The 25,668-nt window shown below is 59.5% G+C and carries 22 protein-coding genes; 15 read left to right on the top strand and 7 right to left on the bottom strand.

Features of this window, described 5'->3' with window-relative positions; translation table 11 throughout:
- Positions 1 to 51: 51 nt before the first annotated feature.
- The 7 genes from miaE (at position 52) to ACTG2W_RS03510 (ending at position 5,961) form a co-directional block, all read left to right on the top strand.
- A complete protein-coding gene (gene miaE, locus ACTG2W_RS03540) occupies positions 52 to 810 on the top strand; it encodes a tRNA isopentenyl-2-thiomethyl-A-37 hydroxylase MiaE (RefSeq protein ID WP_005346385.1) in 759 nt (252 codons plus the stop codon).
- A gap of 303 nt (positions 811 to 1,113) precedes the next feature.
- On the top strand, positions 1,114 to 1,758 hold the full coding sequence (gene adk / locus ACTG2W_RS03535) for an adenylate kinase (protein ID WP_005337083.1): 645 nt from the start codon (positions 1,114 to 1,116) through the stop codon (positions 1,756 to 1,758).
- Positions 1,759 to 1,856: 98 nt separating this feature from the next.
- A complete protein-coding gene (gene hemH / locus ACTG2W_RS03530; protein ID WP_005359991.1) occupies positions 1,857 to 2,831 on the top strand; it encodes a ferrochelatase in 975 nt (324 codons plus the stop codon).
- A gap of 34 nt (positions 2,832 to 2,865) precedes the next feature.
- The gene (locus ACTG2W_RS03525) at positions 2,866 to 3,258 is read left to right on the top strand and encodes an MAPEG family protein (protein WP_106843266.1); all 393 of its coding nucleotides are present in this window, start codon (positions 2,866 to 2,868) and stop codon (positions 3,256 to 3,258) included.
- A 185-nt stretch (positions 3,259 to 3,443) separates the two neighbouring features.
- Positions 3,444 to 4,748, top strand: coding sequence for an inosine/guanosine kinase (locus ACTG2W_RS03520; RefSeq protein WP_005337079.1), 1,305 nt, complete (start codon positions 3,444 to 3,446; stop codon positions 4,746 to 4,748).
- Positions 4,749 to 4,928: 180 nt separating this feature from the next.
- The gene (locus ACTG2W_RS03515; protein WP_005337077.1) at positions 4,929 to 5,291 is read left to right on the top strand and encodes a DUF2750 domain-containing protein; all 363 of its coding nucleotides are present in this window, start codon (positions 4,929 to 4,931) and stop codon (positions 5,289 to 5,291) included.
- 175 nt (positions 5,292 to 5,466) lie between these two features.
- Positions 5,467 to 5,961: a hypothetical protein gene (locus tag ACTG2W_RS03510; protein ID WP_042055706.1), complete on the top strand. Its 495-nt coding sequence runs from the start codon at positions 5,467 to 5,469 to the stop codon at positions 5,959 to 5,961.
- On the opposite strand, the gene ACTG2W_RS03505 is transcribed toward ACTG2W_RS03510, so the two are convergent.
- Entirely contained in the window at positions 5,924 to 7,564 is a 1,641-nt protein-coding gene (locus ACTG2W_RS03505) for an EAL domain-containing protein (RefSeq protein ID WP_031227665.1), read from the bottom strand. The genes ACTG2W_RS03510 and ACTG2W_RS03505 overlap by 38 nt on opposite strands.
- 189 nt (positions 7,565 to 7,753) lie before the next feature.
- Here ACTG2W_RS03505 and glgC point away from each other — a divergent pair, with 189 nt between their 5' ends.
- On the top strand, positions 7,754 to 9,028 hold the full coding sequence (glgC, locus tag ACTG2W_RS03500) for a glucose-1-phosphate adenylyltransferase (RefSeq protein ID WP_005337070.1): 1,275 nt from the start codon (positions 7,754 to 7,756) through the stop codon (positions 9,026 to 9,028).
- 84 nt (positions 9,029 to 9,112) lie between these two features.
- Here glgC and ACTG2W_RS03495 read toward each other — a convergent pair whose 3' ends face one another.
- Positions 9,113 to 11,110 carry a hypothetical protein gene (locus ACTG2W_RS03495; protein WP_106843267.1) on the bottom strand — a complete coding sequence of 666 codons (1,998 nt, stop codon included), beginning with the start codon at positions 11,108 to 11,110 and terminating at the stop codon, positions 9,113 to 9,115.
- A 195-nt stretch (positions 11,111 to 11,305) separates the two neighbouring features.
- Positions 11,306 to 11,857 (bottom strand): lipoprotein, encoded by a 552-nt coding sequence (locus ACTG2W_RS03490; RefSeq protein WP_005337065.1) that lies wholly within the window; start codon positions 11,855 to 11,857, stop codon positions 11,306 to 11,308.
- Positions 11,858 to 12,135: 278 nt separating this feature from the next.
- Here ACTG2W_RS03490 and ACTG2W_RS03485 point away from each other — a divergent pair, with 278 nt between their 5' ends.
- A complete protein-coding gene (locus tag ACTG2W_RS03485) occupies positions 12,136 to 12,855 on the top strand; it encodes a hypothetical protein (protein ID WP_420093699.1) in 720 nt (239 codons plus the stop codon).
- Positions 12,856 to 12,867: 12 nt separating this feature from the next.
- On the opposite strand, the gene ACTG2W_RS03480 is transcribed toward ACTG2W_RS03485, so the two are convergent.
- The 3 genes from ACTG2W_RS03480 to ACTG2W_RS03470 form a co-directional block, all read right to left on the bottom strand.
- Positions 12,868 to 13,329 (bottom strand): DUF2919 domain-containing protein, encoded by a 462-nt coding sequence (locus ACTG2W_RS03480; RefSeq protein ID WP_005337060.1) that lies wholly within the window; start codon positions 13,327 to 13,329, stop codon positions 12,868 to 12,870.
- A 148-nt stretch (positions 13,330 to 13,477) separates the two neighbouring features.
- Positions 13,478 to 14,425, bottom strand: a complete 948-nt coding sequence (corA, locus tag ACTG2W_RS03475; RefSeq protein WP_005337059.1) for a magnesium/cobalt transporter CorA — start codon at positions 14,423 to 14,425, stop codon at positions 13,478 to 13,480.
- 293 nt (positions 14,426 to 14,718) lie between these two features.
- On the bottom strand, positions 14,719 to 16,362 hold the full coding sequence (locus ACTG2W_RS03470) for an electron transfer flavoprotein-ubiquinone oxidoreductase (protein WP_106843269.1): 1,644 nt from the start codon (positions 16,360 to 16,362) through the stop codon (positions 14,719 to 14,721).
- A 169-nt stretch (positions 16,363 to 16,531) separates the two neighbouring features.
- On the opposite strand from ACTG2W_RS03470, the gene ACTG2W_RS03465 reads away from it, so the two are divergent.
- From ACTG2W_RS03465 to aroG, 5 genes are all read left to right on the top strand, one after another.
- The gene (locus ACTG2W_RS03465; protein ID WP_106843270.1) at positions 16,532 to 17,284 is read left to right on the top strand and encodes an electron transfer flavoprotein subunit beta/FixA family protein; all 753 of its coding nucleotides are present in this window, start codon (positions 16,532 to 16,534) and stop codon (positions 17,282 to 17,284) included.
- Positions 17,281 to 18,207 (top strand): electron transfer flavoprotein subunit alpha/FixB family protein, encoded by a 927-nt coding sequence (locus ACTG2W_RS03460; RefSeq protein WP_064336260.1) that lies wholly within the window; start codon positions 17,281 to 17,283, stop codon positions 18,205 to 18,207. The genes ACTG2W_RS03465 and ACTG2W_RS03460 overlap by 4 nt, the downstream gene beginning before the upstream one ends.
- 225 nt (positions 18,208 to 18,432) lie before the next feature.
- Positions 18,433 to 19,521, top strand: a complete 1,089-nt coding sequence (gene serC / locus ACTG2W_RS03455) for a 3-phosphoserine/phosphohydroxythreonine transaminase (RefSeq protein WP_106843271.1) — start codon at positions 18,433 to 18,435, stop codon at positions 19,519 to 19,521.
- A 227-nt stretch (positions 19,522 to 19,748) separates the two neighbouring features.
- Positions 19,749 to 21,032, top strand: coding sequence for a 3-phosphoshikimate 1-carboxyvinyltransferase (aroA, locus tag ACTG2W_RS03450; protein WP_106843272.1), 1,284 nt, complete (start codon positions 19,749 to 19,751; stop codon positions 21,030 to 21,032).
- Positions 21,033 to 21,252: 220 nt separating this feature from the next.
- Complete coding sequence (gene aroG, locus ACTG2W_RS03445; RefSeq protein ID WP_005337046.1) at positions 21,253 to 22,308, top strand: 3-deoxy-7-phosphoheptulonate synthase AroG; 1,056 nt, start codon at positions 21,253 to 21,255, stop codon at positions 22,306 to 22,308.
- Between the two features lie 125 nt (positions 22,309 to 22,433).
- Here the strand turns inward: aroG and ACTG2W_RS03440 are convergent, their stop codons facing one another.
- Complete coding sequence (locus ACTG2W_RS03440; protein ID WP_005360022.1) at positions 22,434 to 24,029, bottom strand: methyl-accepting chemotaxis protein; 1,596 nt, start codon at positions 24,027 to 24,029, stop codon at positions 22,434 to 22,436.
- A 256-nt stretch (positions 24,030 to 24,285) separates the two neighbouring features.
- Between ACTG2W_RS03440 and hutW the strand changes: the two genes are divergently transcribed.
- Positions 24,286 to 25,647 carry a heme anaerobic degradation radical SAM methyltransferase ChuW/HutW gene (gene hutW / locus ACTG2W_RS03435; RefSeq protein WP_106843273.1) on the top strand — a complete coding sequence of 454 codons (1,362 nt, stop codon included), beginning with the start codon at positions 24,286 to 24,288 and terminating at the stop codon, positions 25,645 to 25,647.
- Positions 25,648 to 25,668: the final 21 nt, after the last annotated feature.

Genomic DNA, 25,668 nt, shown 5'->3' with positions numbered 1-25,668 from the left:
CATAGGCGGCAACATATATGATCGATACGCTTTTAAGAGACGAGATTTCAGATGGATGATCTGCTAGCCCCAGTGCGCCAGTTTTTGCAGTGCGAGACCCCGGATGAGTGGGTGGAGATGGCGCGGGATCCGGCCCGTTTACCGACCCTGCTCATCGATCACGCCAACTGCGAGACCAAGGCCGCACTCACTGCCCACAGTCTGGTGCGCCGCTACTGCCTGCCCAAGGGCAAGCGCCATCTGCTGCCCAAGCTGGAGTTTTATCGCGAGCTGGATGCCATTCCGGAGAAGGCCGAGATCCTGGGCAAACGCAGCATGGGAGAGTCTGATCGCACCGTCTTTGCCGAGCTGGAGCGCAATCCGCTGCTGTTTCCCATGGTGCGGCTCATTCAGGAGGAGCTGCACCACTTCGAGCAGGTGCTGGAGATCATGCAGGCCCGCGGCATCGAATACGGGCCGGTGACGGCCTCCCGCTATGCTCGCCAGTTGATGCAGCATGTGCGCACCCATGAGCCGGCCACCATAGTCGACAAGATGATCATCGGCGCCTATATCGAGGCCCGCTCCTGCGAGCGCTTTGCCAAGCTGGCCCCCCATCTGGACGAGGAGTTGAGCCGCTTCTATGTCTCTTTGCTGCGCTCCGAAGCGCGTCACTATCAGGATTACCTGAGCCTGGCCGAACAGTACGCAGGGGAGGATATCAGCGAGCGGGTAGCCTTCTTTGGCAAGCTGGAAGCCGAGCTAATCTGCTCGCCGGATCCGCAGTTCCGGTTCCATAGCGGCCTGCCTGTCACATCTGACAGTTGTTGACGCACAGGGGGCAAACTACTATTGCCCTGTTCCTACTACGAGCGACAAGTAGTTACTTTTAAGCGCAATTCCCGGCCCTGAGCCGGGATCTTTTTTTCTGTCGTACCTCCTTCCTGCTTTTGGCGCTCTATGCTGAATCCCTGGCTATTTTTGCGTCTTCCCCTTGCGATGAAATCCTGTTCGATCAGCCGGTTATTGTGGTGATAAAGTGCTCATTCAGGTGGCTCACCCTTGTAGAAACGGGCGAAACCGTGTACTTTTTTGCCTTCGCAAGATTTGAATAACCAATCAATAGGAGCGTGTATGCGCATTGTTCTGTTGGGGGCTCCGGGCGCCGGCAAAGGTACCCAGGCTCAGTTCATCATGGAAAAACACGGTATTCCCCAGATCTCCACCGGCGACATGCTGCGTGCGGCGATCAAAGCGGGCACCGAGCTCGGTCTGAAAGCCAAAGCTGTGATGGACGCAGGTCAGCTGGTCTCTGACGACATCATCATCGGTCTGGTCAAAGAGCGCATCGCTCAGCCGGACTGCGCCAAAGGCTTCCTGTTGGACGGTTTCCCGCGCACCATTCCCCAGGCGCAAGCCATGAAGGACGCCGGTGTCGTAGTTGATTTCGTGCTGGAGTTCGATGTGCCGGACGAAGAGATCGTCAAGCGCATGAGCGGCCGTCGCGTTCACTCCGGCTCCGGCCGTACCTACCACGTGGTGTTCAACCCGCCGAAAGTGGAAGGCAAGGATGACGTGACCGGTGAAGATCTGGTGATCCGCGCCGACGACGAAGAGACCACAGTACGCAAGCGTCTGGATGTATATCATCAGCAGACCGCACCGCTGATCGGTTTCTACGGCAAAGAGGCGGAAGCGGGCCACACCCGTTACGTCAAGATCGACGGCACCCAGCCGGTTGATCTGGTCAGCAAGCAGCTTGCCACCATTCTGGGCTGATCTTTGCTGCCGGCACTGTTTCCCGTGCCATCAGATAAATAAAGAGAAGGGCCCTGTCGGGCCCTTTTTGCATAATGACAGATAGACAGGAAGCCAACGTGACCACGAAAACCGGAATATTGCTGGTCAATCTGGGTACCCCAGCCGCACCGACCACCGCTGCCGTCAAAGCGTTCCTCAGCCAGTTCCTGCACGATCCCCGTGTGGTGGACCTGCCCCGTTACCTCTGGTGTCCGCTGCTCCACTTCATCATCTTGCCGACGCGCTCGCCCAAAGTGGCCAAGCTCTATCAGCAGGTGTGGACCGAGCAGGGCTCGCCGCTGATGGTGATAAGCAAGCAGCAGCGTGCTGCGCTGGAGCAGGAGCTCAAGCGGGAGGGGGTTGAGGTGCCGGTGGAGCTGGCGATGACCTATGGTTCTCCGTCAGTGAATGATGGCTGGCAGGCGCTCAAGGCCAAAGGGGTCAACCGGGTGATCCTGTTGCCGCTATATCCGCAATATTCGGTCAGTACCACCGCCTCGGTCTTTGATGCCTGGGGCAAGGCAATGAAGAAAGAGCGCAATCTGCCGGTGGTACGGCTCATTCGTGATTATCACGCCCACCCCGAATACATTCAGGCGCTGGCCATGAGCGTGCGCCGTCACTGGGAGCAGCACGGTCAGGGTGATCACCTGCTGATGTCGTTCCACGGTATTCCCGAGCGCTACGAGAACGAAGGAGATCCCTATGGTCACCAGTGTCGCCATACCGCCAGCTTGCTGGCCGAGGCGCTCGGGCTGGAGGCAGGGCAGTGGACAGCCAGCTTCCAGTCCCGCTTTGGCAAGGAGGAGTGGCTCAAGCCCTACACCGACGTGACCATCGCTGGCATGCCGGCAGCGGGCATCAAGCGGCTCGATGTGATTTGTCCTGCCTTTGCGGCCGACTGCCTCGAAACCCTCGAGGAAATTCAGGTACAGAATCGGGAGATCTTCATGGAGGCCGGTGGCGAGCGGTTTGAATATATTCCGGCCCTCAACAGCGATCAGGCCCACATCAGGATGATGGTCTCGCTCATTTGCCGCGAATTGGCATGAGTGACCGGCAGTCAGTCAAACAAGGAGTCGAGTCATGGTACATATCACGCTGAGCTACGCAGGCCTGCTTGGGCTGCTGTTTCTGGGGCTCTCCTTCTGGGTGGTCAAACGCCGCGCCCAGTTCGGGGTGATGATAGGGCAGGGGGAGGCCCCCGAGCTGCTGGCGGCGATCCGGGCTCACGGTAATTTTGCCGAGTATGTGCCGCTGACCCTGCTGCTGATGGCGCTGTGCGAGCTCTCCGGTGCCGGTGCGCTCTGGCTGCATGCCGGTGGCGCCATGCTGCTGGCTGGCCGCATCCTGCATGCCATCGGCATCCAGATCCCCAAAGCCCCCAATGTGCCCCGTTTTCTGGGCACCTTGCTGTTCTGGCTCGCCCTCGGCCTCTTCTCGGTGCTGGCTCTGTTGCAGGGCATGGCGGCCGCCTGAAAACAGGCGCTTTGTATGCTATTGAACCACCTCGGGCAGGGTGGTTTTTTTATGGTGAAAAGGCAAACGTTTTTCCTTGCGGGCCTTGTCTATACTGACTCCATTATTTAAACAGGGCGACTTTTCGGGGCGGCGGATTGTGTTAAAATCCCGCCCCTCTTTCCCCCAGAGCACAGAACATTGCCATGAAATTTCCCGGTCAGCGCAAGTCCAAACACTACTTCCCTGTCGACAGACGCGATCCCCTGGTTCCGCAAAATCCCCTGTTAACCGAGCTGGGCAAAGCCTACGTGGTCGGGATTGATCAGACCCTGGTTGATATTGAAGCCCATGTGGATGAAGACTTTCTGACCCGTTATGGTCTGAGCAAGGGGCACTCCGTCGTCATCAATGACGATGTAGCCGAACGGATTTATGACGAGCTCAAGGCCAACAACATGGTAGTGAGCGAGTTTGCCGGTGGCACCATTGGCAACACGGTACACAACTACTCGGTACTGGCCGATTCCCACTCCATCCTGCTGGGTGTGATGAGTCAGGATATTCGCATCGGCTGCTACGCCTACCGTTATCTGTGCAACACCTCTTCCCGTGTCAATCTGGACTATCTGCAGCCGGTGGATGGCCCCATCGGCCGTTGCTTCACCTTCATTACCGAGTGCGGCGAGCGCAGCTTCGGCATCAACGCCGGCAAGATGAACCAGCTGGATGTGCAGCACATTCCGGAGGATGTGATTAAGGGGGCGTCTGCCCTGGTGATCACCGCCTATCTAGTGCGTGGTGACGATGGTGACCCGATGAAAGAGGCGGCCATGACCGCGGTGCGTTATGCCCGCGAGGCCGGTATTCCCGTGGTGCTGACCCTGGGCACCCGTTTCGTCATCGACGAAAACCCCCAGTGGTGGCGCGACTTCATTGCCGAAAACGTGACTGTGCTGGCGATGAACGAAGACGAAGGTGAAGCCCTGACCGGTATCGCTGATCCGCTCGGTGCGGCCGACAAGGCGCTCGACTGGGCCGACATGGTGCTCTGTACTGCTGGCCCCATCGGCCTCTACATGGCGAGCTACACCGATGAGGACTACAAACGCGAGACCACTCATACCCTGTTGCCGGGCGTTATCCCCGAGTTCAACATGTATGAGTTCAGCCGCCCGATGGCCCGCGCCAAGTGCCGTAAACCGGCCCGCATCTACTCCCACATCTCCCCGTACATGGGTGGCCCGGAGAAGATCAAGAACACCAACGGGGCAGGGGATGGCGCGCTTTCCGCCGTGCTGCACGACATGGTGGCCAACTCCTATCACCGGATGAATGTGCCCAACTCCGCCAAACACATCTCCGAGTTCCTGACTTACTCCTCACTGGCCCAGGTGTGCAAATACGCCAACCGCGTCAGCTACGAGGTGTTGGCCCAGAGCAGCCCCCGTCTCTCCCGCGGTTTGCCGGAGAAAGAGGACAGCCTGGAAGAGGTTTACTGGGAGCGTTGATCTCCTGAATCTGCAAGACGCCTCCATCGGGAGGCGTTTTTGCAGGCAAATATGAGTTATCCCGGCTTTTTTCCCGGAATAACCCCAATATGCTTGAGTCCATGTCACTTTTACGACACCATTTGGCCATCGTATTGTCGCCCGACAATGCCGCAGCACCCGAAAGAAAGAGAGAACCCCATGAGTATGCTTAACGACAACCTTGACGCCAATTTCCAACTGTTTATCGAACAAGTCCGCGAGTCGGGTCAGGTGTGGGGTCTGCGCTATGGGGAAGACTGGGTCGTCTGCCGCTCCGCCGAATTTGAAGATGCCGACGTGATGCCGCTCTGGTCTGCCGAAGAGGACGCCCGTCTGCACTGCGTCGACGAGTGGGCCGATTACGAGCCGGAAGTGATCGATCTGGAAGAGTTTCTCGATATCTGGATCAATGATCTGGATGAAGATGATGTGCTGGTAGGCCCGAACTGGAACGCCGATCTGGAAGGTCAGGAGCTCGAACCCATCGAGCTGGCCAAGGCACTGGTTGAACTGGACGCCTGAAAGCGCCTCCATTGATGGTCTGAACGCACAGGCCATCGGGACAAAGACCGGCATCCGTGAGGGGGCCGGTCTTTTTTATGGTCGAATGGTCCGATTGATGAGTTAAAAGCCGATTTGCCTTTGCACCTGTCAGGGGGATGGTCCATCATCAACCTTTTGCCAAGGGAGGAGCGCCATGTTTGTATTCGACGTAACGGGAGCTGCGGGTGAGAAGGCCAGCATTCGGGTGCAGGCGCTGGATTGGGCGCAAGCCGGACCAGTGACCTTCCAGTGCGATGACGATCAGCTGGCGGTCGTGCTTCTGAGCGGTTGTCGTTGCGACGCGGTGGGCTTTTTCAACCTGTTGGCGGGGTGCAAACCGCTCTATATCGAACAGTGGCTCAGCTATCTGCAGGAGAGTGGTCGCATTGGCAAGTGGAGCCACCAGACCGAGAGTCCCGCCGATGGGGACTATCTGGCCAGAGCAGGTCTGGAGCACGATGAACTCAATACCCTGCTTGGCCAGGTCTATCAGGTGGCGGGGTTCAATCGCCTGCAAATCAACCGTTACCTCAAGAACCGCCACAACCCCACCACACTGGCGACCCGGTACGATCAGAAAGAGCTGGAGCGCTATCGCCAGCTCAATGACATCATTCTGACCCTTTTGAAGCTGAAGCATCCTCAGTAAAGAGCCCCAGTTGGCTGATATCCGGTCGCAGCGGTTGCGGCCGGGCGATCAGATAGCCCTGCAAGCCATCCACATACATCCCCTGCAGCAGCTGTTTCTGGCCAAGCTGTTCCACCCCCTCTGCAATCACCTGGCACCCCATCCGATGTGATACATCGACGATCATCCGCACGAACTGCTGGTTGGTCTGATCCTGCTCCAGTCCGGTGATCAGGGCAGGATCGAGCTTGATGTAGTCGGGCTTGAGCTCGCGAAACAGGGTAAAGGAGCCGATCCCTTTGCCGAAATTGGCGATGGCCGAGCGGCTGCCGTTGCGGCGCAGCAGTTCAAACACCCGCTTGGCGCCTGTCAGGTTGCGTTCCAGATGCTCTTCATCCAGTTCGAACACCAGATTGGCGCTGGTATTGGGATCTTTGAGCAGCTGGCGGTCAAGCCAGATCAGGAAGGCGCTGTTTTGCAGTAGGTTGGGGGAGAGGTTGATCCCCCAGCGACTCTGGTTGGCACCAAAGGCCCGGTACTGGCGCATGATGTGGGTAATGACCAACTGCTCCAGCCGCATCACCATATCCAGCCGCTGTGCCATGGCAAACAGGGTGTCGGTGGGCAGGGCGGTGCCGTCATTGCCGCTGAAGCGGGTGTAGATCTCGTTGTAGGCCAGCATGCTGCGGTGCAGTGGCTGGATTGGCTGATAGGTAAAGCTGAGGCGCTCCTGTGCCAGCACTTCGGTCAGCACGTCGCGCCAGTGGTGTTGCCCCTGCAGATCGGAGGCGCTGTCATCCTGCTGGATGGCCCAGCCGTTGATGGTTTCGGTCTGGGCGCGAGCCAGCGCCAGATCCGCTCTGGCCAGCACAGCTTCGATTTTCTGGCCGCTGCTGAGCTTGGTCAGCCCCGAGTAACCGGTGCTCTCCAGCTCGTGCTGATCCTGATAGTGATCGAAGGCCACCTTCAAATCCTGCCCCAGCAGATGGGGGGGAATATTGGCCACCGGTTGCACCAGCACGGCAAAATCGGCCCCCGAGATGCGGTAGACCTGATTGCCCGGGAAGCGGCTTACCACCCGCTTGATAAGGGCCGCCATGTCCTTGATGTAGGCATCACCAGACTGGAAGCCGCGCTGGGCGTTGATCTTGCCAAGCTCGGTGGCACGGATCAGCACCAGGGTCGCGGTCTGGGTGTCCTGATCCCGCTGCAGCAACTCGGTCATGTCGCGGCGAAACGCGTGGCGGTTGAGTAGCTGAGTCAGCTCGTCGGTGGTAGCCAGATTGCTGAGCTCGGTCAGCTGGCGATGAGCGCTCTGCTCGGCGCTTTCGAACTGTTCCAGCAGCTGTTGCAGCACCTCCTGGGAAGCGGGCTCATCGAGTTGTGAGGGATCCCGTCCTCTGATCGCCTTGACCCAGGTGAGCTCCTGATGCTGAAGCATGCCATCCATGGTGCGGATGGCCAGCATCAACAGCAGGATCATGCCAAGCAGTGTGGTGGCCAGAATAATGGCCAAAGTGAGCGGTGTGCTCTGAAGGGCCAACCAAACTGCTTGCAGGAGCAGCAGGGGGATGGTCACTATGGTGGCGATCAGAAAGAGGGTACGTCCGAGCTTGTGAACCATCTTGTCATCCTTGAAGTGGCTGCTTTGTGGGGGAATTTTAACCAAGCTGGCGGAGCAAAGCATGCTATTCCTCGCAACTCGGTGAAAAGGGTCAATTGAGATCGGTTAAATGTGAGTGAAACCACTTTCACAGGTGCCGAAACAGGCGAAGATGAGTTGAAAATAGATCAAACAAGGCAGAGGTAAATCATGTTGTTAGAGCCCGAAAATAGTGCCAAAGCACGACAATTATTGAACCAGAGTATGGCACTGGTGCTGGCGGGTGGACGTGGTAGTCGCCTGAAGCAGTTGACTGACAACCGCGCCAAGCCTGCCGTCCATTTCGGTGGCAAATTCCGGATCATTGATTTTGTGCTCTCCAACTGTATCAACTCGGGGATCCGCCGGGTTGGTGTAGTCACCCAATACAAATCTCACAGCCTGCTGCGTCACCTGCAATCGGGCTGGTCCTTCCTGCGTTACCAGATGAACGAATTCATCGACCTGCTCCCTGCCCAGCAACGGGTGGACGAGGTGCACTGGTATCGCGGCACCGCCGATGCCATCTATCAGAACGTCGATATCATCCGTGACTACGGCCCCAAATACCTGGTGGTGCTGGCGGGGGATCACATCTACAAGATGGATTACGCCGCCATGCTGCTCGACCATGTGCGCCTTGGTGCCAAGGTGACTGTGGCTTGTATCGAGGTGCCGCGGGCCGAGGCATCCGCCTTCGGGATCATGGATATCGACGAGCAGCGCAAGATCCGCGCCTTCGTCGAAAAACCGGCCAATCCGCCCGCCATGCCGGGTTGCGAAGATCGCTCGCTGGCCTCCATGGGGATCTATATCTTCGAGGCGGAGTACCTCTACCAACTGCTGGAGGAGGATATTCACAATCAGGACTCCAAACACGACTTCGGGATGGACGTGATCCCCCGCATCGTGGAGGAGGGGATGGCATTTGCTCACCCCTTCAACATGTCCTGTGTCGGGGCGCGTGAGGGGCAAAAGCCCTACTGGCGTGATGTAGGTACGCTGGACTCCTTCTGGGAAGCGAACATGGATCTCGCCTCCGTGTTGCCCGAGCTTGATATCTACGATCAGAACTGGCCCATCTGGACCAGCCAGACCCTGACGCCACCGGCCAAGTTCGTGCAGGATCGCAATGGTCAGCATGGCATGACCATCAACTCCATGTTCTCGGGCGGGACCATCGTCAGCGGGTCGTTTGTGCTCAACTCGGTGCTCTTTACCAATGTGCGGGTGCACTCCTTCTGCACCCTGGATCAGGCCATCATCTTCCCCGGGGTCGAGATTGGCGCCGGTTGCCGTCTGCGCCGGGTGGTGGTGGACAAGGGATGTGTGCTGCCCGATGGGCTGGTGGTGGGTGAAAACGCCGATGAGGATAGCCGCCGCTTCTACCGCTCCGAGCAGGGAATTGTGCTGGTGACCAAGGAGATGCTGGATAAGCTGGTTTGAGGAAGGCCCTTGAAACTGTGTCAGACGCTGTAATGCAAAGGGAGCCAAACTGGCTCCCTTTTTCATGCTGGTGAATGGCGAGGATTATTCGCTAACCACTGCTTTGGCGGCCATCACCATGGCGGTGCCGTGCTTGCCACCGGCGGCGGTCACTTGCGGTACGCCATCTTCATCGGTGTCGCTGCCGGCACCTTCGATGATGTTCTCGCCGGAGTCACCGATCCACTCAGCCATTTGCATGCCACCGTTGACGGTGCCACGGAACCAGCTGACGTACTGACCGGTCAGCTTGGCCAGCTCCAGCTCGGGCGCCTTCTCGGCCCCTTCGTTGCGCAGGTTCAGCATGGCTGAGCGCAGGGCGCCGGAGATGGCTGCCTGGGTCCAGGGGGTGTATTCACCCTGTTTGCCAGCGAGCCAGGTACCGGCCTTCTGGTTGAAGTAGGCCTTGTCGGCGGCGATAAACAGTTCGCGCGCCGCGGTGCGGTACTTGGCATCCGAGGTCGCCAGGAAGGCGGCGGTTAGGCCGCGGATGGCGGCAAACTGCGCATCGATGGAGTGGCCGGCATCGAGCTTGCCATCTAGCGTGATGCCGTCATGCACCAGCCCATGTTTGCCCTTGAGATTGGCAAGGATGAAATCGGCCTGTTTGCGGATCAAGTCGAGCGCCTCTTGACCCTGCCTGGTCTTGAGGTTCAGCTCGCCATTGTCACCGGCGGCGTAACCGACCGGCAGCGCATCCTGAGCGCGCTGGAAGATCTGCAGGGCGACCAGTGCGTAAGCAGCGTCAAAGGTGGTGACGTGCTTGCCCTGTTTGCCTGCCTGCCAGCTGTCGACCAGGGTGCCAGCCTTGGTATCAAAGTGCAGGGCAGCCAGGTTCTTGAAGGTGAGGTTGGAGAGATTGATCGCCAGCGAGAAGGCATCGCTGCCCGCGACCGCTTTGCCCAGGTCATTGGTCTTGTTGGCAGCCGGTGCGGCGGCAAACGGCGCACCGTCAAACACGGCGTGGAAGGCCGGGTTCTGGTTGGTGTTGGCGCTGCGCTGATCGCTGAAGGCATAGAACTCGGATAGCGGCCACAGCATCATCCAGGCATCGCGCAGCTGGGCGGAGCCATCCACCACCTCCAGCTTGCCGATGGCACCGGCATCGTTGTTGCTGGTTTCGGTCACTTTCACCTGATGGGGGAAGTAAATCACGCCCTTGGCCGGATCGTACTGCGGGGTGATTTTGGCGCCCAGTTGCTTGCCATCGAAGCCAAGCTGGTTCTGCATGATGGCCAGCTTGTCGATGGATTGCTCGGTCAGCATCATGCCATTGAAGCCATCGGCGGCAGAGACGCCCAGCTTGTGTTTGCCATCCTGATCCATGGTGGCGGAGGCGGCTTCTACCTCTTCATCGGTCTCGGCCACGTGCACGCCGCCGAGGAAGTCTTGCGACCACATCACCTCTTTGAGCAGGATGCCGCCTACCGCTGCGGGCACCAGCAGGTTGTCGCTGCCGCTCCAGCGCAGGGTGCTGTAGTCACGGAAGTAGGCGGGTACCTGGGTCTTGACGGTTTTCTCGGTCCCTTTGGCGGTCTTGATGGTGATCTGGTCGCCATTGACCGGGGTGGCGTTAACGGCCTGGGCAAACTCCGGATTGGCGGAGGCGTAGGGCAGGGAGAGGGGATACATGCCCTGCGGCACTTCATCAGCCGGGAAGCCAACGGCATCGGCCATGGCCAGCACCCGTTGCCCCAGAGAGGCCATGGTGCCACCACGAGCCAGGTTTTGCGGCCCGTTCACCAGATGCGGGCCCATGCCGGATTGGTAGTTGAGGGCGTACATCGCCTCTTCTGAGTATTCGTAGGATTCGATGCCGGCGGCGAAGTCGAACGGGGTCGGCTCATCGGCACGGTTGGCATCCAGCACATCCAGATCCAGCCCCAGCGCTTCGGCAAGCGGCTCACCGGAGAGCTCGAATTCGGTATAGGCCAGCATGTTGGCGGCGGTATTGAATGTCTTGTCTTCGACTTTGACGGCAGCGTGTGCGGCGCCGCTGATCAGTGCGCAGGCAATCGCCTGAACCAGTACGGTTTTTCTCATGTCCCTTCTCACCATTGGTTTTATTATTGACGCTTCTCATAACGAATCTAAATGAGAATGGTCTGCATTATGCTGTGTTGCAGGGGACTTGAGAAGTAAAAAACCGCCCCATTCGGCTGCACGTTAAACCGGATGTGTGCTGTCGAAGAGGACGGTTATCTGTTTATTGCGATGAAAGTGCCGGTGCGACGGCGATCAGAGCAGCTTGAACGGGATGACCAGACGGCCCGGCTCTACCTTGAGGGCTTCTACCTTCTCCTTGATCCTGGCTTCGTTCTTGCGGCTGCTGTCGAGGCGGTAGACCGGGGTCTGCGACAAGAACAGGGAGAGCGACTGATTGAAGGTGGGTAGCAGCGGGGTGAGGGCGGCCCCGATATCGGCCGGCTCGGTCTTGACCGAGACCAGTTCAAGGTCGCGCAGATAGATGGCGCCCTGATCGGCCACATAGTCCGGGCGGGCGCTCAAAGCAAAGCGGATCTTCATCTGCTGGCTGCCAAGGGGGCTGCTCACCTGCAGGTCGCCAGCGGCGTCCAGCTCGATGCGATCTGCTTGTTTGCGGCCTATACGGCTCTGCATCTCATCCAGACGGATCTTGCTCGACATGATACCGGGGATCCCCAGCTGTTTTTCAAAAGAGACCTGATCTTTGAGGTATTGGTTGATTTCGGCCTCGCTGACATTGTACTGGGTCAGGGAGCAGGCCCCCAGCAGCAGGGCGAGGGGGAGTAACAACAGCTGTTTCAACATGATGGATTCCGCTTGGGCAACTATGATGGCGCTATCTTACGCGATAACGGGCGTGGAATGAGAGCCTCATACCGTGGGAAATCACGGACTTGCTGCATTCCCGATTGTTTTTTGGCAACCGCCGGGTTCATCATCGACGAGTGAGCGGAATAGGGCTGAGCTATTGGCTGCAGGCATGGGTCTACGCCTTAAGCAGAGAGAAGAGCACAGAGAACGAGGAGAGCGTAATGGTTCGGATGGGCAAGGTTGGCCGCAGGGCGCTGTTGTGGCTTGGCTGCATGATGGGACTCTGGAGCCCGTTGTTGTGGGCCGAGGTGAAGGTGATCCCGGTCTTCGAGGCGCAGGCGGCGGTGCAGACCCTCAAGGAGATCTATCCCCAGCTTGGGGTCAGCGCCATGGGTAACCAATTGGTGCTGAGCGGGACGCCAGCCCAGCTGCAGGAGGCCGAAGCCACGCTGGCGCAGGTCAACCAGCCGCCGCAAAGTCTGCTTATCGAGTGGCGGGTGGAGGGGACCGCCAGCGGTCAGCAACTGGGGGGCTCAATCAGTCGCGACGAGGCCAAGCGGCAGTGGCTGCTCGATGGCAACGCCCAACAGTACCAGCGCAGCCAGAACGACAGCTGGCAGGTGCGCGGGCTGTCGGGCCGTCCCGTGCTGCTGCAGATGGGCTCCTATCAGCCGGTCACCTTCTATCAGTGGAACGGGGGCGCCGTGGTGGGGATGATGCCGCTGGTGAACGGCCTCTATGCCACGGCCACCTTGATTGGCGATCGGGTGCAGATTGCGCTGAGCAGCGAACAGGCGAGGCTGGATCAGGGCACCATCAATCGTGGCCAGAGTGCCACCGAGGTGAGCGGGGCCCCGGGCAAGTGGCTGACGGTGGGGGAGCTCTCGACCAGCTCAGCGGATCAGGGGAGTAGCCTCGGCACCCAGCTACAGGGGGGGCGAGGCAGCCAGAGCGAGCGCCAGACCCTGCAGATCCGGGTCACTCGTCAATAGGTGTCAGCCCCGTCAGTGGGGCTGATCTGCGGCATATTCCCGTAGCTGGCGACTGCGCAGCAGATACCAGAGCGCCCAGAGGCTGGCGACCAGCACCAGTGCGGTGGGCCAGCTGAATGACCACTTCTGCAGATTGAGGCTGTGCAGTTGCATCAGCAGGCCGCTGACGGCAGAGCAGAGCAGCAGCAGCGGGCTGTGGCGCCGGAGTCTGGCGCGAATGCTCTGGGTCTGCTGATAGGTGCCGCCGCAGGCGAGCAACGCCAGGATGGCGGGCACGTCGGTCAGCAGGCTGATGTAGAGGGTGATCTTGTCCGGATAAAAGAGGGTCAGGATCTCGCTGCCGCTCTCGCGGGTCACTCCCGCCATCAGAAAGAGCCAGACCGAGCGGGTCAGCAACAGGGCGATGGGCCAGAACCAGAGAGGCGGGCGCAACTGGCCGTGATCGTCATATCGGTGTTCGGGGTAGAGGGTCATGGTTGCCCGTTATCCACTTGAATTGAATGATGGAAGGGATATGGGGCGACGAAGAGCCCTTTGCAAGGCGTTGGGTGTGGCGCAAATTAATCGGGGGGCCATGCCCCCCAATCGGTTTCTTAAGATATCGCAGCGCGCGTCGGCGGCGTTACAGCCAGCCTTTGCGCTTGAAGAAGAGGCCGGTGCCGAGCGATGACATCACCATCAGCACCAGTGACATGGGATAACCATACTCCCAAGCGAGCTCCGGCATGCGGCCGAAGTTCATGCCGTAGATACTGGCGATCAGGGTCGGCGGCAGGAAGATCACTGCGGCTACCGAGAAGATCTTGATCACCTTGTTCTGCTCCAGATTGGTCACCCCCATGGAGGCCTCCAGCTGGAAGTTGATCTTGTCGAACAGGAACTGGGTGTGGGGCAACAGGGATTCCACGTCGTGCAGCATCTCGTCAATCCACTTGTTCTGCTCAAGGCTCATGCGCTGGCGCAGGCTGCGTTTGAGGAAACGCAGGGCGCGGCGGGTATCGTGCAGAGAGAGACGGATCTGGCCGTTGGCCTCTTCCTGCGCCATCAACTCTTTCAGCATGGGGTTGATCTGATCCGGCTCGAAGATCTGATCGGCGGTGTTTTCCAAGGTCTTGTAACCATCTTCGATAAGGTCGGAGAGGTACTCCACCTTGAGGTTCTGCACCTCCAGCAGGATGTCGAGGGCATCCTCCACCTCCAGCCGATCCTGGCGCATATAGTGGCGCAGCAGGCGCACCAGCCCGATGTCATCTTCGCGAATGCTGATCAGCAGGTTGTTGCGCAGGGTAAAGGAGACGTGGACACCCTTGGTGTCACGACCGATCCGCTGGGGAAACAGGGAGTGAATGTGCAGACCATCGGTATCCCAGTAAAAACGGGCGGATGCTTCGATGTCGTCGAGCTCTTCCTTGTCGGGGACCTCTTCCAGGAACAGGCCCGTCAACCATTCTCGCTCTGCCGTGTCCGGCTTGTAGGCATCCAGCCAGACCGTGTTGTCAGGTACTATGTCGTCAGGCCCGAGCGTGACTATGTCCAGCACCTTGTTGTTGAGAATGTAGGCGGTGATCATCTGTCCCCCCTTAAAAAGTCATGGGTAATCAGGGATGGTTGCACAGGTCATGCGGCCTTAGATCGCTGCAGAAGGCGATCCCGTGGATAAGCAGATCGGGCCGATGGAAAACCTGAATGCGGCGAACTATACAGGGGCGGGCCGCGCTTGTCAGGGGCTATTCATCAGGGATTCAGCCTGTTTGTTCAAAAAAACAGCGAGGTCGGATCACCTGAGCGGCTATGCGGGGTAGAACCCAGCCTTTGGTTGGGGGAGGGCTAGCTGGGGCTGCTTGTTGCCGCTCCCCCGCTTCATCACATATTCGGATAATTGGGCCCGGAGCCCCCCTGTGGTGGCGTCCAGATAATGTTTTGACTGGGGTCCTTGATATCGCAGGTTTTGCAGTGGATGCAGTTGGCGGCGTTGATTTGCAGTTTGGCCGCGCCTTCCATTTCCAGCACTTCAAACACCCCTGCCGGGCAGTAGCGTTGGGCGGGTTCGGCCCAGGTGGGCAGATTGACCTCGACCGGAATGCGCTCGTCCTGCAGCTTGAGGTGGCAAGGTTGATCCTCGTCGTGACTGGTGTTGGCCAGATACACAGATGAGAGCTTGTCAAAGCTCAGCTTGCCATCGGGTTTGGGATAACGAATGGGCTCGCAGCGGCTGGCCACGCGCAGCTGACGGTAGTCGTGAGCCTTATCGAGCAGCTTGAAGGGCGAGTTTGCGCCAAACAGCCGTTGCTCCAGCCAGTTGAAGGCACCACCCAACCAGGGACCATAGCGATGAAGCGCCGCGCCGAAGTTGCGCGCTGCCTTGAGTTCGCGGGCCAGCCAGCTCTGGTGCAGCTCGTCACCATACTGGGCCAGATCCCGGCCCCCTTCATCGCCACCTCGCAGCGCCATCGCGACGGTTTTTGCCGCCAGCATGCCGGACTTCATGGCGGTGTGGATCCCCTTGATGCGGGAAAAGTCGAGAGTTCCCGCATTACAACCGATCAGCAGGCCGCCCGGGAAGTGCATGCGGGGCAGGGCGTGCCAGCCCCCCTTGGTGATGGCGCGGGCGCCATAGCTGATGCGCTCACCCCCTTGCAACACGCCGGCGATAAGCGGGTGATGCTTGAGACGCTGGAATTCGTCGAACGGGCTGAGCCAGGGATTCTGGTAGTTGAGATCGACAATCAGCCCGACCGCGACCTGATCCCCCTCCATGTAATAGAGGTAGAAACCGCCGTGGCTATTGCCGCCCCCCTGCTTGCCAAGGGGCCAGCCACTGCCGTGCAGCACCTGTCCCGCTTTGCCTTGGCCAGCAGGCAGTTGCCACAGTTCCTTGAAGCCGATGGCATAGTGCTGGGGCTGGGCAGGGCTTGCCAGGTTGAAGTCGGCGATCAGCTGCTTGCCGAGATGGCCTCGGGCCCCTTCGGCAAAGAGGGTGTAGCGACCGAGCAGCGCCATGCCGGGCACATGATCTGCTTTCGGGTTGCCCGCCCGATCAAGCCCCAGATCGCCGGTGATGACCCCCTTGACCCGGCCCGCTTCCATGATAAGTTCGCTGGCGGTAAATCCCGGGTATATTTCGACTCCCAGTTTTTCCGCCTGTTGGCCAAGCCAGCGGCAGAGATTGCCCAGACTGACCACATGGCAACCCTCATTGTGCATCCGTGGCGGCACCGCCCAGGCGGGGAGTTGCAGGGAGCGTTGCTCGCTTTGCAGCAGATGCACCTGATCGTCGTTGACCGGTACGCCGAGCGGCGCTTGCTGCCAGCAATCCGGCAGCAGCTCTTGCAAGGCGACGGGATCAAACAGGGCGCCGGAGAGCAGATGGGCGCCAATTTCCGCCCCTTTCTCCAGCAGACAGACAGAGAGAGTGGCATCCTGCTGTTTCAGGGCGATGGCTGCACTGAGCCCCGCCGGACCGCCGCCGACGATGACGACATCAAATTCCATTGCTTCCCGTTCCATCTTGCCTCTGCGCTCTGGTTGGCCTAGGGTAATGCTGGTAGTTTACGTAAACGTAAAGCAGTTGTAAGCAAAACTGAGCAAGAAAAAGCAAAAAATCAGGGAAGAGCGTACTGCAACAAACGCAGAGGCACACTAATGAATTCAATCCAAAGAGACGAGGCATGACCCCATGAAGCTGCTGGTCGCAATCAAACGGGTAGTCGACTACAACGTCAAGATCCGGGTGAAGGGAGACGGCTCCGACGTGGAGCTGGCCAATGTGAAGATGGGGATCAACCCCTTTTGTGAAATTGCGGTGGAGGAGGGGGTCAGGCTGCGGGAAGCCGGGGTTGCCAGCGAACTGGTGGTGGTGACCTTCGGCCCTGACGCTGCCGCCGAGCAACTGCGCCATGGGCTGGCGCTGGGGGCGGATCGGGCGCTGCATTATGTCACCGATGAGACGCTCACCCCACTGACTGTCGCCCGCGCCTTGCACAAGGTGTGTGAGCTGGAGCAGCCAGGTCTGGTGCTGCTTGGCAAGCAGTCCATCGATTCAGACAACAATCAGGTGGCCCAGATGCTGGCTGCCCTCAATGATTGGCCGCTGGCGACCTGTGCGTCCGCCCTCAAGGTGGAAGCTGGGGAACTGCTGGTGACCCGCGAAATCGACGGTGGCCTCGAGACCCTCGGCATGCCGTTGCCTGCGGTAGTGAGCGCCGATCTGCGTTTGAATGAACCGCGCTTTGCCTCGCTGCCCAACATCATGAAGGCCAAGCGCAAGCCGCTTGATAGCGCTCCGTTCTCGACACTCGCCGTTGAGGTGACCAACCAGACCCGCTTGCTCGGGGTGATGGCGCCGCCAGCCCGCAGCGCCGGGATCAAGGTGGGCTCGGTGGACGAGCTGGTGGACAAACTCAAACACGAAGCGAAGGTGCTGCCATGAGCGTGCTGATCATTGCCGAACATCATCAGGGCCATCTGGCCGACAACGTGGCACAACTGGTCACCGCCGCCGGATCCATCGGCGGTCAAGTTGACCTGCTGTTGCTGGGTCAGGGGCTGACCGAGGCGGGTGAACAGGCGGCAGCCCTCAGCGGTGTCGACAAGGTTCTGCTTGCCGAGCATCCCCTGCTGGCCGACGGGCTGCTGGATGGGGTCGACAAGCTGCTGGCCTGCTGGTGCGAAGGTTACAGCCACTGCCTGATGGCGGCGAGTACCATGGGCAAGGCGCTGCTGCCACAGGTAGCGGCTCGGCTCGGGGTGGAGATGCTCTCCGAGGTGACGGCTATCGAGAGCAGCGCCACCTTCCTGCGCCCCATCTATGCGGGCAATGCCATCGCCAGAGTGGCAAGCTCGGCGCCCGTCAAGGTGATGACGGTGCGGGCCACCGCGTTTGCCAAGGCGGCGACGGGCGGGCAGGCTCTCATCGAGCCCTTGGCTGTGCCCGAATTCGCTGGCCGTACTCGGCTGGTCGAGCGCCGCGCGGTGCGCTCCAGCAGGCCTGAACTTACCGCCGCCAGGGTGGTGGTCTCCGGTGGCCGCGCGCTTGGCTCCAAGGCGCAATTTGCCCTGATTGAGGCGCTGGCCGACAAGCTGGGTGGCGCGGTGGGGGCGTCGCGGGCTGCCGTTGATGCAGGATATGTCGCCAACGATCTGCAAGTGGGGCAGACCGGCAAGGTGGTGGCGCCGGAGCTCTATATCGCGGTCGGTATCTCGGGCGCCATCCAGCATCTGGCGGGGATGAAGGAGTCGAAGGTGATCGTGGCCATCAACAAGGACAGCGACGCCCCCATCTTTCAGGTGGCGGACTACGGGCTGGTGGGGGATCTCTTCACCCTGCTGCCTGAGCTTACCGCCAAACTGTAAATTTGTCAGAAATGGCTGAGCTGTGGTCGTTTATGCGCTCTGCCCGCCATTTCTGTGCATGTTCCCTGCAAGCCCTGACCCGTTCAGGGCTTTTTCTACTGCAAGGGGGACGCAGAGTGACGGTAAAAGGTTGAGCCAGCTCCCAAAAAGCCTTTGATCCGCTGGCTGCTCTTGTGTAAAACCTGACAAGTCATCGATTACTCTCATCCACTCACGGAAAGCGTCATGAGCAAACAGATTTACAACTTCTGCGCCGGCCCCGCCATGCTGCCGGTTGAAGTCATGGAGCGCGCCCAGCGCGAATTTTGTAATTTTCAGGGGCTGGGAGCCTCGGTCATGGAGCTTTCCCATCGCGGCAAGCCCTACATGGCGGTTGCCGAGAAGGCCGAAGCGGATCTGCGTGAGCTGCTGGCGGTGCCGGACAACTACAAGGTGCTGTTTATGCACGGCGGTGGCCGCGGTCAGTTCTCCGCTGTGCCCATGAACCTGCTGGGCGGGGCCAACAAGAAAGCGGACTTCCTGCTGACCGGTGTCTGGTCCCAGAGCGCGGTGGATGAAGCCAAAAAGTATGGCGATATCCAGACCTTTCAGGGGGTTGCCAAGAACGAGCAGGGGATCTCTCACCTGCTGCCGACCCCGGCGTTTCGCGCCGATGCGGCCTATGTTCACTACTGCTCGAACGAAACCATTGACGGCATCGAGATGTTCGACATCCCGGCCACCGGCGAGGTGCCGCTGGTAGCAGATCTCTCCTCCACCATTCTCTCCCGTCCTCTCGATTTGAGCCGCTTTGGCATCATCTATGCCGGTGCCCAAAAAAATATCGGGCCGTCCGGGCTTGCCATCGCCATCGTGCGCGATGACTTGCTGGATCAGGCGAGAGCCGATGTCCCCTCGATTTTTGACTACAAGCTCACTGCCAAGAACGACTCCATGTTCAACACGCCGCCCACCTACGCCTGGTATCTGGCCGGTCTGGTGTTCGAGTGGCTGAAAGAACAGGGTGGCCTCGAGGCGATGGAGGCGCGCAACAAGGAGAAGGCCGACTTCCTCTATGACTATCTCGATCAGTCGAGCTTCTATGGCAATCAGGTGGATGTCAGCTGCCGTTCGCGTATGAACATCCCGTTCCAGCTGAAAAATGCCGAGCTGGACAAGCAGTTCCTGGCCGAATCGGAAGCCGCTGGCCTGCTGGCCCTCAAAGGACACCGCATTGTCGGTGGCATGCGCGCCAGCATCTACAACGCCATGCCGCTGGAGGGGGTGAAGGCCCTGGTGAGCTTTATGGATGACTTTGCCAAGCGCCACGGCTGAGAAGAGTGCCCCTATGTGTTTGCTGGTGGCCTCTCGTGACAACTCGTGAGCCGCTTCCAGCTATTGCAGTGATTCAAGACGCCGGGGATACCCCGGCGTCTTTTTTTCAACAGAACCAGCGCGCTGGCGTTTACCGTGCGATTTCCCCTGAAAGTGCCCTTGCCGAGCGGGACGCAGGCTGTTAACGTCCGGACAGGCGTTTATTTTTGAGATAGCACAGGAAGTCTATGAATTCGTTGCGTTTGGAACCCATCTCTCGTGTGGCCGGTGAGGTCAATCTGCCCGGCTCCAAGAGTGTCTCTAACCGTGCGCTGCTGTTGGCGGCGCTGGCTCGTGGCACCACCCGTTTGACCAACCTGCTCGACAGCGATGACATTCGTCATATGCTGGCTGCGCTGACCCAGCTCGGGGTCAAGTACAAGCTCTCCGCCGACAAGACCGAGTGTACCGTGCAGGGTCTGGGTCGCAGCTTTGCGGTGAAAGAGCCGGTCAATCTGTTCCTCGGCAACGCCGGTACCGCCATGCGACCGCTCTGCGCCGCGCTATGCCTAGGTTCCGGTGAATATACCTTGGGCGGCGAGCCGCGCATGGAAGAGCGTCCCATCGGCCATCTGGTGGATGCCCTGCGTGAAGCGGGTGCCCATATCCAGTACCTCAAACACGATGGTTATCCGCCGCTGGTGGTGGATGCCAAGGGGCTGTGGGGCGGCGATGTGCACGTTGATGGCTCCGTCTCCAGCCAGTTCCTGACCGCGTTTTTGATGGCAGCGCCGATGGCGGCCGGTGATACCCGGATCCACATCAAGGGGGAGCTGGTCTCCAAGCCCTACATCGACATCACCCTGCACATCATGAAGCAGTTTGGGGTGGTCATCGAGCACGACAACTACAAGCTCTTCTACATCAAGGGCAACCAGACCTACATCAGTCCGGGTGATTTTCTGGTGGAAGGGGATGCCTCCAGCGCCTCCTACTTCCTCGCGGCGGGTGCCATCAAGGGCAAGGTGCGGGTCACCGGTATTGGCAAGCACAGCATTCAGGGTGATATCCACTTCGCCGACGTGCTGGAGAAGATGGGCGCGCGCATCACCTGGGGCGATGATTTTATCGAGGCGGAGCAGGCACCGCTGCACGGAGTGGATATGGACATGAACCATATTCCCGATGCGGCCATGACCATCGCGGTTGCCGCGCTGTTTGCCGAGGGGCCGACCTCCATTCGCAATATCTACAACTGGCGGGTGAAAGAGACCGATCGTCTGCACGCCATGGCGACCGAGCTGCGCAAGCTGGGCGTCGAAGTGGAGGAGGGGCATGACTTCATCACAGTGACCCCGCCAATGCAGCTCAAGCACGCCGAGATCGATACCTACAACGATCACCGTATCGCCATGTGCTTCTCGCTGGTGGCGTTGTCGGATACCCCGGTCACCATCAATGATCCCAAGTGCACGTCGAAGACCTTCCCGGATTACTTCGACAAGCTGGCCAGTATCAGCCAGCGTGGCTGATCACTGACAAACCCGTCATCACCGACACTTCGGGCCCGCGCTGAGCGGGCCTTTTTGCCTTCCTCACCAGTATCGTCATTTCGCCTAGCATCATTTCAATAACTTGCAAGATTGCCATATAAAATAGTTTTGTGATTGCTGTAATTTCCTATTTACACATGCGCGGTCGCGGGCTATGTTGAGATTTCCTAATCGCAGTCATCTAGCAGGAAGCCTTGTCATGCAGCATCAAACCGACGACGTTCGTATCAGTGAAATCAAAGAGTTATTACCCCCGGTTGCGGTGCTTGAGAAGTTTCCGGCTACCGAGGTTGCCTCGTCCACCGTTTTTGAATCCCGTCAGGCCATTCACAATATCCTGGCCGGCGAAGATGATCGTCTGCTGGTGGTGATTGGTCCTTGCTCCATCCATGATCCGGTTGCCGCGCTGGAGTACGGCAAGCGCCTCAAGGCGTTGCGCGACGAGCTGAAAGGTCAGCTGGAGATCGTGATGCGGGTCTACTTCGAAAAACCGCGCACCACAGTGGGCTGGAAGGGGCTGATCAACGATCCGTACCTCGACAACAGCTGCAAGATCAACGACGGTCTGCGCATTGGTCGCAAGCTGTTACTGGATCTCAACGACATGGGGCTGCCGACTGCCTCCGAGTTCCTCGACATGATCACCCCGCAATATGTGGCGGATCTGATGAGCTGGGGCGCGATCGGTGCCCGTACTACCGAATCCCAGGTACACCGCGAGCTGGCCTCCGGCCTCTCCTGTCCGGTGGGCTTCAAGAACGGCACTGACGGCACCATCAAGGTTGCCATCGATGCCATTGGCGCTGCCAGTGCGCCGCACCACTTCCTGTCGGTCACCAAATATGGTCACTCCGCCATCGTGGCGACTCGCGGCAACCCGGACTGTCACATCATTCTGCGTGGTGGTCGTGAGCCGAACTACAGCGCGGCTCATGTTGATGAGGTAGTGAAGGGGCTGGAGAAGGCCGGTCTGCCGCAAAAGGTGATGATCGACTTTAGTCACGCCAACAGCAGCAAACAGTTCAAGAACCAGATGGTGGTGGCAGAAGACGTAGCCGGTCAGCTGCGTGCTGGCAGCAAGGCGGTGTTTGGGGTGATGGTGGAGAGCCATCTGGTGGAAGGCCGTCAGGATCTGGTGGAAGGGTGTGAACTCACTGTTGGCCAGAGCATCACAGATGCCTGCATCGGTTGGGCCGATACCGAAGTGTTGTTGCGCAACCTGGCGGATGCCGTCGCAACCCGCAACGCCCGCTAAAGCCATCCTAGCGGCGCTGTTAATCGTCAACGCGCCGCTGGAACAGCAAGCGGCCGTTCGGCCATATCGAATCCATAAAGCAAAAGCGCGACCCTCGGGTCGCGCTTTTTCGTTGGTGAAGTGGATTACCAACGGTAGGTTTTCAGCAGCGCCTCCAGTTTCTGACACTGCTCCACCAGCTGGATGCTGGCGAGATTGGCGGCGTGCGCTTGACCCAGGGTGTCGTTGGAGGTGTTGCGGATATCGCTCACCGAGCTGTCTACCTCATGGCAGACCCTGTCCTGCTCTTCGGCCGACTGCGCCATCTGGGCGTTGAGGTCGTTGATGCGGGCGATGCGCTCGATGATGTTCTGCATGGCTGCCAGGGTCGCTTCGGTCTTGCTGATGCTCTCATCGGCTTTGCTTTTTGCATCCCCGATCACCGTAACTGCGCTCTGGGCCTCATTTTGCAGGGCGGCGATCATCTGGGAGATCTCTTCGCTGGCGGCGCGGCTGCGGTTGGAGAGGGCCCGCACTTCATCGGCCACCACCGCAAAGCCACGGCCTTGCTCACCTGCCCGGGCTGCTTCAATGGCGGCGTTGAGGGCCAGCAGGTTGGTCTGATCGGCAATCCCCTTGATCACCTCGAGTACGCCGTCAACCGCCAGGCAGCGGCTGTCGAGTTGCTGGATCACCTGATCCACTCGATCGATCTCTGCCGACATCTCGCCCATATCGGTGATGGAGTGCTGGGCGAGGCGGCTGGTGTCGGCGGCATCCTGATTGGTGAGGGCGGAGAGCTCGGCGCTGTGGCGGGCATGTTCGCGCACTTCATGAGAGCTGGCGGCCAGCTCGCTGACGGCGGCGGCAACCTGGGTGGTCATCCCCTCTTGCTGGCGGGCCGAGTTTTCGGTCTGGGTCGCGACCTGACGGATCTGGTTCGACTCCTGATAGAGCTGGTGGGTCGCCCCTTCCACCTCCTGCAGGCTGTGGCGGAATCCCTGCACCATGTCATTGACGGCGCGGGTCATCTGGCCCAGTTCATCCCGGCTGTGATTGACCAGGGGGAGGGCGAGGTCGCGCTCTTTGGCCATCCGGATCATGGTGAGCTGCAACTGGCGCAGGGGGTGTTTCACGTAACGTTGCAATACCCACCAGAGCAAGCCGAAGCCGAGGCTGAAGACGGCGGCCAGGCTGCCGCTCAGGATCAGGTTGTTGTGGCGGATCTCGCCGAAGGTGTGGCTGAGGTCATAACTGATCCGCACTGCCCCCATCACTGTTCCTTCATTGACCTGGTGACAGGTGAGGCACTGGGTGCCGCGATACTCCTTGTAGGCTTTGAACGGTTTGATCAGGGTGAGCCGGTTGCCCTGCTGCTCCAGGATGGCTTCGCCCTGATTGATGGCACGCTCATCGAGGGGATCCTGCGCTTTCTGATCCGGATGACCCGGGCCAAACAGGTTGCTGACGGCCGGCGCGCGCACCAGACGGGCCTCAACGATGCCCGCTTCACTCTTGAGTTTGGTCTGCACTATCTGCCGGTTGGCCATGCCACCGGTCATCATCAGCACGTTCACCTGATCCATATAGGTGTTGGCCATGCTCTCAACTTTCTCCTCTGCCAGCCGGATGGCGAGATCCCGTTGCAGCCAGGCGGAGAGTTCGAAGCAGAGGCCAAAGGTGGTGCTGATGACCAGCGCAAGAGGGAGGAATATTTTCCAGTTCAAGGAGAGGTTATGCATTTTGGGCAAGTTCCATGCGCTTGGTGTTGTTATGTGATCCCGTATCATCTTGATCGTAGACGAAGAAACGGCGGGAGATGGTTCTCTATCGGCACACGATAACCACTCTTGAGTAAATAATCTGTTAAGCAGATCGGTAATGCAGGTTGCCAAAATGCCTTTCGGGAGGGGGGCTGCTCCTCGGGTTGATCCAGAACAAATTGCTAGTAACGATAATCGTTATCATTGTCATTATTTGCTGATAATAGTGACCATCATGAATCTGACCCCTTCCATGACCGGTATTGCCACGCCGGATCCCCTCAAGTTTGCTTTTAGCGCCAAGACCTCGGCTCACGCCAGTCGGGGAGGGATGCGCCCCTTCCCGCTGGATGAGGCTGGCTGGCAGAGCTGGTGGCAGCGAGAGAGTGAAGCTGAGGAGCGCGCCCTTTACATCCACATTCCGTTTTGCCGAAAGCGCTGCAGCTTCTGCAATTTCTTTGAAAATGGCGCCAACCCGGCGCGGATCAACCGCTATGTCAACGCCTTGTGCGCCTCTCTTGCGCAGGCGGCTGACACCCCGCTGGCGCAGAGCATGCCGTTTTCAGCCGTCTATGTAGGGGGCGGTACACCGACCGACATGAGCGCCGACGAGCTGGCCATGCTGGCCGCCGTGATCCGCCGTTTCCCGTTGGCGGCCGATGCCGAGGTGACGCTGGAGGGGCGTCTAAACGGCTTTGATGATGAGAAATGGCAGGTTGCGCTGGCGGGGGGCTTCAACCGTTTCTCATTCGGGGTGCAAAGCTTTGATACCCGGGTGCGTCAGCAGGCGGCCCGTTTCGATGACAGGGAGACGCTGCTGACCCGTCTGGGTGAGCTGACCCGGGATGATGCGGCTGTGATCGTGGCGGATCTCATCTTTGGTCTGCCCGGTCAGGATGATGCCGTGTGGCAGCAGGATATCCGCGATGTGATGGCGAGCGGTGTACACGGGGTCGATCTCTACCAGCTCATCGCCATGCAGGGCACCAATCTGGAGCGGGCGCAGGAGAAGGGCACCCTGGATTGGCTCGCCGATGGCCAGCAGCGGGCGGCCATGTATGCCTATGGCGGGGCGCAACTGGAAGCCCACGGCTGGGAGCGTCTCTCTTGCAGTCACTGGCGGCGCAGCCCGGCCGAGCAGAGTCGTTATAACCAGATGGCCAAGCGCGGTGCGGAGATCCTCCCCTTTGGCGCCGGTGCGGGGGGCAGCATTCTTGGCCACGGTTTGATGTATGGACGGGATCTGGCCCCCTGGCATGACGCGCTGGCCAGTGGCAAGCGGGCGCCCGGGATGGTGATGGGACGCAATCCCAATGCAAGGATGGACGGTCTGCTGCGTGGCGCCCTCGACAGTGGCGTGCTGGAGCTGGATCGTCTGCCAGCGCCTTTGCTGACCCATCTGATGCCGCTTTTTGCCGCCTGGCAGCAGCACGGGCTGGCCGAGATCGAGAATGCACGGTTGCAACTCACCCTCGCCGGACGCTTCTGGAACGTCAATATGCAGGCTGGCTTGTTCGAGTTCTTGCAGCACAATCCGCTCGATGGTTCAGCGCCGCCCAGCCATGGTACCGCCGCGGTTCGCCATTCGCTGGTTTGAGCCCGAGCGGAGCATTTGCAC

Origin of the sequence: Aeromonas sp. 96A, assembly GCF_051919165.1 — a bacterium.
Taxonomy (GTDB): domain Bacteria; phylum Pseudomonadota; class Gammaproteobacteria; order Enterobacterales; family Aeromonadaceae; genus Aeromonas; species Aeromonas veronii.
The sequence above is the reverse complement of the archived record's forward strand: the minus strand, read 5'-3'. Positions and strand labels throughout refer to the sequence as shown.

Coding starts and splice junctions, on each gene's coding strand:
- adk (WP_005337083.1), top strand. CDS start 1,114: ATGCGCATTGTTCTGTTGGGGGCTCCGGGCGCCGGCAAAGGTACCCAG.
- ACTG2W_RS03505 (WP_031227665.1), bottom strand. CDS start 7,564: ATGGTTCACAAGCTCGGACGTACCCTCTTTCTGATCGCCACCATAGTG.
- glgC (WP_005337070.1), top strand. CDS start 7,754: ATGTTGTTAGAGCCCGAAAATAGTGCCAAAGCACGACAATTATTGAAC.
- ACTG2W_RS03470 (WP_106843269.1), bottom strand. CDS start 16,362: ATGGAACGGGAAGCAATGGAATTTGATGTCGTCATCGTCGGCGGCGGT.
- ACTG2W_RS03520 (WP_005337079.1), top strand. CDS start 3,444: ATGAAATTTCCCGGTCAGCGCAAGTCCAAACACTACTTCCCTGTCGAC.
- ACTG2W_RS03495 (WP_106843267.1), bottom strand. CDS start 11,110: ATGAGAAAAACCGTACTGGTTCAGGCGATTGCCTGCGCACTGATCAGC.
- ACTG2W_RS03460 (WP_064336260.1), top strand. CDS start 17,281: ATGAGCGTGCTGATCATTGCCGAACATCATCAGGGCCATCTGGCCGAC.
- ACTG2W_RS03480 (WP_005337060.1), bottom strand. CDS start 13,329: ATGACCCTCTACCCCGAACACCGATATGACGATCACGGCCAGTTGCGC.
- ACTG2W_RS03485 (WP_420093699.1), top strand. CDS start 12,136: ATGATGGGACTCTGGAGCCCGTTGTTGTGGGCCGAGGTGAAGGTGATC.
- ACTG2W_RS03490 (WP_005337065.1), bottom strand. CDS start 11,857: ATGTTGAAACAGCTGTTGTTACTCCCCCTCGCCCTGCTGCTGGGGGCC.
- ACTG2W_RS03525 (WP_106843266.1), top strand. CDS start 2,866: ATGGTACATATCACGCTGAGCTACGCAGGCCTGCTTGGGCTGCTGTTT.
- ACTG2W_RS03515 (WP_005337077.1), top strand. CDS start 4,929: ATGAGTATGCTTAACGACAACCTTGACGCCAATTTCCAACTGTTTATC.
- miaE (WP_005346385.1), top strand. CDS start 52: ATGGATGATCTGCTAGCCCCAGTGCGCCAGTTTTTGCAGTGCGAGACC.
- aroA (WP_106843272.1), top strand. CDS start 19,749: ATGAATTCGTTGCGTTTGGAACCCATCTCTCGTGTGGCCGGTGAGGTC.
- ACTG2W_RS03510 (WP_042055706.1), top strand. CDS start 5,467: ATGTTTGTATTCGACGTAACGGGAGCTGCGGGTGAGAAGGCCAGCATT.
- serC (WP_106843271.1), top strand. CDS start 18,433: ATGAGCAAACAGATTTACAACTTCTGCGCCGGCCCCGCCATGCTGCCG.
- ACTG2W_RS03440 (WP_005360022.1), bottom strand. CDS start 24,029: ATGCATAACCTCTCCTTGAACTGGAAAATATTCCTCCCTCTTGCGCTG.
- aroG (WP_005337046.1), top strand. CDS start 21,253: ATGCAGCATCAAACCGACGACGTTCGTATCAGTGAAATCAAAGAGTTA.
- hutW (WP_106843273.1), top strand. CDS start 24,286: ATGAATCTGACCCCTTCCATGACCGGTATTGCCACGCCGGATCCCCTC.
- ACTG2W_RS03465 (WP_106843270.1), top strand. CDS start 16,532: ATGAAGCTGCTGGTCGCAATCAAACGGGTAGTCGACTACAACGTCAAG.
- corA (WP_005337059.1), bottom strand. CDS start 14,425: ATGATCACCGCCTACATTCTCAACAACAAGGTGCTGGACATAGTCACG.